Source organism: Hypericibacter sp., assembly GCF_050729195.1.
In the GTDB taxonomy this organism is placed as follows: Bacteria; Pseudomonadota; Alphaproteobacteria; order Dongiales; family Dongiaceae; genus Hypericibacter.
Genome location: NZ_JBOHKS010000185.1, coordinates 1 through 6,158 on the forward strand (window position 1 = coordinate 1; position 6,158 = coordinate 6,158).

Annotated in this window: 5 protein-coding genes; all 5 read right to left on the minus strand. The window is 64.6% G+C overall.

Annotation, left to right across the window (positions count from 1 at the left end; all coding sequences use genetic code 11):
* On the minus strand, nt 1-254 hold a 254-nt coding region (locus ACREE8_RS14275; RefSeq protein ID WP_431573678.1), incomplete at its 3' end, for a hypothetical protein.
* A gap of 47 nt (nt 255-301) precedes the next feature.
* Nucleotides 302-622, minus strand: a complete 321-nt coding sequence (locus ACREE8_RS14280) for an HU family DNA-binding protein (protein WP_431573679.1) — start codon at nt 620-622, stop codon at nt 302-304.
* Between the two features lie 84 nt (nt 623-706).
* Complete coding sequence (gene glk / locus ACREE8_RS14285; RefSeq protein WP_431573680.1) at nt 707-1,708, minus strand: glucokinase; 1,002 nt, start codon at nt 1,706-1,708, stop codon at nt 707-709.
* A gap of 119 nt (nt 1,709-1,827) precedes the next feature.
* Complete coding sequence (locus ACREE8_RS14290; RefSeq protein WP_431573681.1) at nt 1,828-4,911, minus strand: efflux RND transporter permease subunit; 3,084 nt, start codon at nt 4,909-4,911, stop codon at nt 1,828-1,830.
* A gap of 33 nt (nt 4,912-4,944) precedes the next feature.
* Nucleotides 4,945-6,069 (minus strand): efflux RND transporter periplasmic adaptor subunit, encoded by a 1,125-nt coding sequence (locus ACREE8_RS14295; RefSeq protein WP_431573682.1) that lies wholly within the window; start codon nt 6,067-6,069, stop codon nt 4,945-4,947.
* Between the last annotated feature and the right edge of the window lie 89 nt (nt 6,070-6,158).

Sequence of the window (6,158 nt, forward strand, 5' to 3'; positions counted from 1 at the left end):
GCGGCGGCGACCGCCATCACATAGAGCAGGTCCGGATATTTGGCCGCGGTCTTGGTGGCGAAGCCCGTCCCGGAGCTTTGTATCGCATAGAAAACCGCCAGCACGCCGAAACCGATATAGCGGCAGGTCTCGCTGATCCGGCCGGTGACGAATTGCTTCTGCTCGAGGACGGCTTTTCGCTTGGCGTCGTTCGCGGCCTCGGGCGCGGTCTCGCCGATCTTGCTGCCGGGCTGTAGCCCGTGAGGTTCGGTCAACGGCGCCTCAACCGGTTTTCTGTTGGGATCGTCGGCCATGGCGGGCCTTATCGTCCCGGCCTGAGGGAGGCGCCGGGGTCGTCGGTATCGCCATTGCCGCCGACCGCATCCTTCAGGGCACGGCCCGCCTTGAAGCGTGGTTCCTTGCGCGAGGGCAGGGCGATCGCGTCGCCGGTGCGCGGATTGCGCCCCTGGCGCGCGGCGCGCGTGGCGAGGCGGAAGGTGCCGAAGTCGCCCAGGCGAACGTCTTCGCCGGCCTTGAGAGATTTGGCGATCGACTGGAAGATCGCGTCGAGGATCTTCGTCGCCGCCGTCTTCGTAACGCCCAGAGATTCGGCGACCGCCGCCGCAAGCTCGTCGCGATTCATGAGACTGGCCCCCTGGCGGCGCCCGCTTTCGCCGCTGTCCGTCGATCCTACGCCTGTTTTTCGCGGATGTTCAATTCCGCCTCACTAAGGCCTTGGGGCCAAAGTCAGTCTCGCGCCCAACAGCGTCTGCAATCCGATCATCGCGGCATCGGGCTGGATGATGACGAAGATCGGAACGCGTTCCAGCCAGGGGCGAGGGCGCCCCTTCTGCTCGAACCGTTCGCGGAAGCGGGTGCCGGTAAGGAAACGTGTCAGACGCGGCATGATCCCGCCGGCAATGTAGATTCCGCCCGCGGCCCGGAAGGTCAGGGCCAGATTGCCGGCCACGGATCCCAGCATGGCGCAGAACATGGTCAGCGCCGCATGGCTCTGGGGGCAATTCTGATCGAGGGCCGCTTGCGTGATTTCTTCGGGCGTGCGCGCCGGAACCTGGGCCTGATCCAGGCGGGCCAGGGCGCCATAGAGATGACCGAGCCCATCGCCGGACAGAAGCCGTTCGGCCGAGACATGGCCGAACTGCTTCCACAGCTCGGCGATGACGGCCGCCTCGCGCGCATCGGAGGCTGCCATGGTGGCATGGCCGCCCTCGCTCGGCAGAACCGTCGCGCGTCCCGATCCCGGCAGGTAGCAGGCGACGCCGAGACCAGTGCCCGGCCCCATCGCCAGGGCGGGCGCGTTGCGATCAGGAGGGCCGCCGCCGACCGGGACGAGGTCTTCCGGCTTCAATCTTGGGAGGGACCAGGCGGTGGCCTCGAAATCATTGACCAGCCGCACCGACGACAAGCCGGACGCGCGGCGAAGCGCTTCGGTGTCCAGCACCCAATGGCTGTTGGTCAGCGCGCAACGCCCGGCCTCGACCGGCCCCGCTACCGCCAGGGCCATGCCGCCAATCGCGGCAGAGCCCCCGTGGGCTGCAAGGAAACGACCGATGGCGGCCTCGGGCGTCGGGTAATCGCCGGTACGCAGCCGGTCGATGGGGCCAATGCCTGTCTCGCCCAGAAGCGCGAAACGCGCATTGGTACCGCCGATATCGCCGATCAGGATGGGTTTCGCAGGAATGGGTACACCTCTCCCAAAACCAACCAACGGAGCCAGGTATGGCTGGTTCCGGCGCCCGGTTGGAGCCCGGGGCCCCTCAGCAATAGCGCGCTTCGGGGCTCCGGGTCACCAAGTCAGCAGGGGCAGATTGGGGGATCGCCCCTGCTTCAGGTCTGCGGTTCGGGAACCAGGGCTTCTTCCTGGGGAAGTTCCTTCTTCGAGTGATCGGCCGCGAGCAGCATGTAGAAGGCCGGGACGACGAAGAGGGTGAAGAGCGTGCCGATGGCGATGCCGCTCGAGATCACGAGACCCATGCTGTAGCGCGACACGGCGCCGGCACCGGTCGCCATCAACAGCGGGATCACGCCCAGCACCATGGCGGCGGTGGTCATGAGGATCGGGCGCAGCCGGATCCCCGCCGCCATCTCGATCGCTTCGCGCTTGTTGCGCCCCTGGCGCTGCAGGTCGTTGGCGAACTCGACGATGAGAATGCCATGCTTGCTGACCAGGCCCATGAGGGTCACCAGGCCCACCTGGGTATAAATATTGAGCGTGGCGCCGCCGACGCTGAGGAAGATGAAGGCGAGCGCGCCCGCCAGCGACATCGGCACCGAGACCAGGATGATCAGCGGATCGCGGAAGCTCTCGAACTGCGCCGCCAGCGCCAGGAAGATGATGATGAGCGCGAAGGCGAAAGTGACGATGAAGCCGCTCGATTCCTGGACGTATTGGCGCGACTGTCCGCCGTAATCGATCGAGTAGCCCTGGGGCAGGTTGATCTTGGCGTAGTCCTGCAGGAACTTCACGGTGTCGCCGGTGGTCACGCCCGGGAAGGCGACACCCTGGATGATGGCCGCGTTGAGCTGCTGGAAGTGGTTCAGCGACTGCGGCACCGTCTTGGTGGTGATGCTGGCGATGGTCGAGAGCGGAACCGAGCTGCCGTCCGCGGCGCGGATGTAGTAATTCAGCACCTGGTCCGCATTCAGGCGCGAGCTCTGCTGCACCTGCGGGATGACCTTGTAGGAGCGGCCGTCGAGGCTGAAGTAATTGACATAGCCGCCGCCCAGCATCGAGGCCAGCGCGCTGCCGACATCGCTCATGGTAAGCCCGAGTTGGGCCGCCTTGTCGCGATCGATCGTCACCGTCGATTGCGGCTTGTCGATCTTGAGGTCGGTATCGAGGAAGAGGAACTTGCCGCTCTGCAGCGCGGTCTGCATGAAGGCCTGGACCACCTCATTGAGCTGCGCAAAGGGCTGGGTGGTGCCGATCACGAACTGGACCGGCAGGCCGATGCCGCCGGGCAGGGGCGGGGGCTGGAACGCCACCACATTGATACCGGCAATGCTATGCAGCTGGTTCTGCACCGTGAACTGCAGCTCGTTGGCGCCGCGTGTGCGCTCGTCCCAGGGCTTCAGCACCATGCCCGCGATCGACTGGCCCGGCACGTCGAGCTGGAACACGTGATCGGTCTCGGGATGGCCGGCGAAGGTCTTGTAGACCTCCCGCGCATAGAGCTGCCGCTGCTGCAGGGTCGAGTTGGGAGCGGCCGTCGAGAGTGTGATGACGACGCCTTGGTCTTCCTGCGGCGCCAATTCGGATTGCGAGAAGGAATAGAAGACATAGATGCTGGCCAGCACAAACAGCGCAAAGACCACCGTCACGGGCCGATAATCCAGGCTGCCGTGAAGCAGGTTCTGATAGATCCGCCGAACCCCCTCGAAGACGCGGTCGATGAAATCCGACAGCCGCTCCTGCCAGCCGCTGCGGTCGGCGGAATGGGCCTTGAGCAGGCGGGAGCTCATCATCGGCGTGAGGGTCAGGGCGACGATGGCGGAGACGGTCACGGCGCCGACGAGCGTGAAGGCGAACTCGGTGAAGAGCGCGCCGGTCAAGCCGCCCTGGAATCCGATCGGCACATAGACGGCGATCAGCACGATGGTCATGGCGATGATCGGCCCGCCCAGCTCGCGCGCAGCCTGGATCGCGGCCGCGAAGGGCGTCATGCCCTCTTCGAGATGGCGGTTGACGTTCTCGACGACGATGATGGCGTCGTCCACCACCAGGCCGATCGCCAGCACCAGCGCCAGCAGGGTCAGCAGATTGATGGAGAAGCCGAAGACCAGCATCATGGTGAAGGTGCCGATCAAGGACAGCGGAATCGCGATGACCGGGATGAAGACCGAACGCGGCGATCCCAGGAAGAGGAACACAACCAGCGTCACGATGAGCAGCGCCTCGACCAGGGTCCGGATCACCTCATGGATCGAGCTGTTCACGAACTTGGTGGAGTCGTAGATCACCTTGCCTTCGAGGCCTTGCGGCAGCTGGGCCTGGATCTCAGGGAAGACCTTGAGCACGCCGCTGATGACGTCGAGCAGGTTGGCCGTAGGCGCCACCTGGATGCCGATATAGACCGCCTTCTCGCCGTCGAACCCGACCTCGGTCTCGTAATCGTCCGAGCCCAGCATGACATGCGCCACGTCATCCAGGCGGACGATGGCGCCGTTCTCCTGCTTGATCACCAGGCGCTTGAAGTCTTCGACCGTATGCAGGCTGGTGGCGCCGGTCAGGTCGACCTGCACCATCTGGCCCTTGGTCGTGCCGAGGCTGGAGATATAATCGTTCTGTGAGAGCGACTTGCTGATGTCGGCCGCGGTCAGGCCATAGGCCGCGAGCTTCTGCGGGTCGAGCCAGGCGCGCAGCGCGAAGTTCTTGGCGCCGATCATCTCGGCGGTCTGCACGCCCGGCACCGATTGCAGCTTGGGCTGCACCACGCGCAGCAGATAGTCGGTGATCTGGTTGGGCGACAGTACCTTGCTGCTGAAGCCGATATACATGGCGTCGATGGTCTGGCCGACCTTCACCGACAGCACCGGCTGCTGCGATTCGGGCGGCAGCTGGTTCAGCACCGAATTGACCTTGGTGTTGATCTCGGTCAGCGCCTTGTTGGAATCGTAATTGAGCCGCAGATTCACGGTGATCGTGCTGACGCCGCTCTGGCTGACCGAGGTCATGTAGTCGATGCCGTTCGCCTGCGAGATCGCGTTTTCGAGCGGCGTCGTGATGAAGCCCGCCACCACGTCGGGATCGGCGCCGTAATAGGCGGTCGAGACCGTCACGATCGCGTTCTCGGTGCGCGGGAACTCGAGAACCGGGAGGGAGCCCACGGCGCGCAGCCCCAGCACCAGGATCAGGAGGCTGACCACGGTGGCCAGCACCGGACGGCGGATGAAGATATCGGTGAATTTCATGATGACAGTCGCTGCTCGGGTGCTGGTCGAAGTCTAGTAGCCGACCGGTGCCGGCGCCGCGTCGGAGCTCGGCTGCACCGAGTTGTTGATCGCCACGGGCACCCCGTTGCGCAGCTTGAGCTGGCCCGAGGTCACCACCGTCTCGCCTTCCTTGACGCCTTCCAGAATGACGACCTGGTCGCCGCGCGTCTCGCCGGTCTTGACGAAGCTCTGGCGCACGATCAGTTGCTGCTGCCCGTCCGCGCCGGGCTGACCCTTGTCCACGATATAGACGGTGTTGCCATAGGCATTGAAGGTGATCGAGGTCTGCGGCAGCGTTACGTAGCGCTGCGGCTCCCCGGTCGCGATATCGACGGTCGCATACATACCGGGCAACAGCTTATGGTCGGGGTTCTTGAGCGCGGCGCGCACGCGGACATTGCGGCTTGCGGAGTCGACCTTGGGTTCGATCGCGGCGATCTCGCCGGGGAAACCTTGCCCAGGGTAGGTGTCGACATTGGCAGTGACGGCTTGGCCGATGCGAATCTGTTCCAACGCCTGCTGTGGCAGGAAGAAATCCACATAGATCGGGTCGAGCGACTGCAGGGTCACAACGATCGTACCGGCGGCGAGATACTGGCCCAGATCGACCGCCCGGATGCCGAGCCGCCCGTCGAACGGCGCGCGGATCACCTTCTTGTCGATCAGCGACTGCTGCTCGGCGACATTGGCACGCGCGGCGTCGAGCTCCGACTTGTCGGCATCGACGGCCGCCTGGCTGATCGTCTGCGATGGCAGCTGCTTGATGCCGCGCTGATAGGTGATGACCGCGAGATCCACCACCGCCTGAAGCGAATGGAGCTTGTTGACATCCTCGTCGTCACGCAGCTTGAGCAGTACGGTGCCGGCCTTGACCTCGTCGCCGGAATTGAAATGGATTTCTTCGACGATGCCGGGGACTTCGAAGGCAAGATCCGCGCCATTGACGGCGCGCAGGCTGCCGACGGCTTCCAGCTGCGGCTGCCAGTCGTCATAAGCGGCCACGACGGTCGAGACGGCCGCCGGCGGCGGCGGTCCCATCTTCGACATGGCTTGCTTGATCTGCGCGTATTTCATGCCGCCCAAGCCGCCGAACACCGCGACCACCAGCACCAGCATGATGAGCATGCGTTTGATCATCGATCAGATTCCCGCCCGTATTCCCCTGTTCGCGAGCAATGTCCCGGCCCGCCATGAGGGAAGATTTTAAACCCAGTTGCGGCCGGCGC

Coding starts and splice junctions, on each gene's coding strand:
- ACREE8_RS14290 (WP_431573681.1), bottom strand. CDS start 4,911: ATGAAATTCACCGATATCTTCATCCGCCGTCCGGTGCTGGCCACCGTG.
- ACREE8_RS14280 (WP_431573679.1), bottom strand. CDS start 622: ATGAATCGCGACGAGCTTGCGGCGGCGGTCGCCGAATCTCTGGGCGTT.
- ACREE8_RS14295 (WP_431573682.1), bottom strand. CDS start 6,069: ATGATCAAACGCATGCTCATCATGCTGGTGCTGGTGGTCGCGGTGTTC.